The organism is Streptomyces boncukensis (assembly GCF_011045075.1).
GTDB classification, from domain to species: domain Bacteria; phylum Actinomycetota; class Actinomycetes; order Streptomycetales; family Streptomycetaceae; genus Streptomyces; species Streptomyces boncukensis.
Window position 1 is genome coordinate 1 of the sequence record NZ_JAAKZZ010000938.1, and the last position, 1,509, is coordinate 1,509.

Genomic DNA, 1,509 nt, shown 5'->3' on the forward strand with positions numbered 1-1,509 from the left:
CGCCCCGGGTGTGCGGCGGCCAGCGCGTGTCCCAGGATCGCGGCGCCGAAGTTGGAGTACCGCCACCGGGTGCCCGGCCGGGGCCGCGCCGGGCGGCGGAGGGCCTCGCGGCGGAACCGGTCGACGAGCCGCGCCGCCGGGTACCCGGCGTACGGGTTGGTCAGCAGGGCGCCCACGGCCCGGGGGTAGAGGTCGGCGGGCAGCCGGGGCAGCCCGGAGGTGTGGGTGGCCAGATGGAACAGGGTGACGGGTGCGGCCCCCGGCGCTTCGCACTCCGGCGCCAGCAGCGGCAGCGCGGGGTCGCCGAGGCCGACCAGGCCCGCGGTGTGCAGCCGGGCCAGCAGCAGCGCCCCGTACGTCTTGCTCGCCGAGCCGGTCTCGTAGCGCAGCTGCTCGCGCGGCCGCGGCCGGGGCGGCGCCGTGCCCCCGCTGCACAGGGCGCGGCGGCCGGCGCGGGAGTAGGCGAAGACGACGTCCGGCGCGTCGACAGCGCGTACGGCGGCCGCCAGCCGGTCCCGTACCGCGCCGTCGGCCAGATCGCCGCTGTGGCGCGGCTCGGGCACCGGCGGCTCACCCCTCCCGCAGGGTGCCCAGGGCCCGGGAGGTGGCGAGCACCGAGGCGAACGCCGCTGCCAGGGTGGAGTGGTAGACGAGGTCGAACACGTCGTCCGGGTCGCCCCCGGGCATCGCGCCCTGCACCGGCATCGCTCCCTCGGGCGTCTGCGCGGCGGCGAAGCCCTCCCAGGCGGCGGCGTCCAGCGTGGGCCGCGGCAGGCAGGCGTCGACGACGAGCAGCTCGCCCAGCAGGTCCCAGTTCTCCTGGTCGAGCCAGTTGTCGAGCCAGGCGGGCAGCCAGGCGGCGAGGTACTCGGCGAGCTCTGCGGGGAGCCCGCCGGGGTTCGCGCCCCAGTCGGTGAGGTGGAAGACGGTGTGGGTGACGCTGTAGCCGATGTTCACCTCGGCCGTCCACGGCTCGGGGCGGCGCCCCAGCCAGGTCTGCTCGACCGCCTGCCGGAGCGAGAGGTCCGGCGTCAGCCCGAACCGCCGCTCGAAGGCGGCCAGTCCGAGCCGCCGGACCGGGACCGCCTCCAGCGCCGACCAGCTGCGCAGCCGGTGCGCCAGCCGGACGCCCTCCTCGAACGAGGGGTCGCTGTAGCCGAGTTCGCGAAACGGGAGGTAGATCTCGAACGGGATCGGGGACAGCGGCTCGGACCGCTGCATCCAGCGCAGCAGCCCGCCCCCGTCGAGCAGCTCCCGCCAGGCGAAGTCCAGCAGTTGCCGGGTGAGGGCCGACTGCCGCGAGCCGGCCACCCCCTCCCGGAACAGCACCGCGCCGATCGAGGCCAGCTCGCCGATCGGCTTCAGCCGGTCCTTGATCTCCCAGTCGCCGGCGGGGACGCCGTCGGCGCCCTCCCGGGAGGGGCGGAATCCGTCCCGATGCCGGTACAGCCAGTCGACGGCGCGCACGCCCACCTCGTGCACGAGCGCGGTGTCGGCGGGGGCTTGGGC

The 1,509-nt window shown here is 76.6% G+C and carries 2 protein-coding genes; both read right to left on the bottom strand.

All coding sequences use genetic code 11. From position 1 onward, the window contains the following. Positions 1–563 (bottom strand): serine hydrolase (locus G5C65_RS37150; RefSeq protein ID WP_165303442.1); only part of this gene is annotated, 563 nt, incomplete at its 3' end. 7 nt (positions 564–570) lie between these two features. Continuing rightward, on the bottom strand, positions 571–1,482 hold the full coding sequence (locus G5C65_RS37155; RefSeq protein ID WP_165303443.1) for a DUF6895 family protein: 912 nt from the start codon (positions 1,480–1,482) through the stop codon (positions 571–573). Positions 1,483–1,509 lie beyond the last annotated feature (27 nt).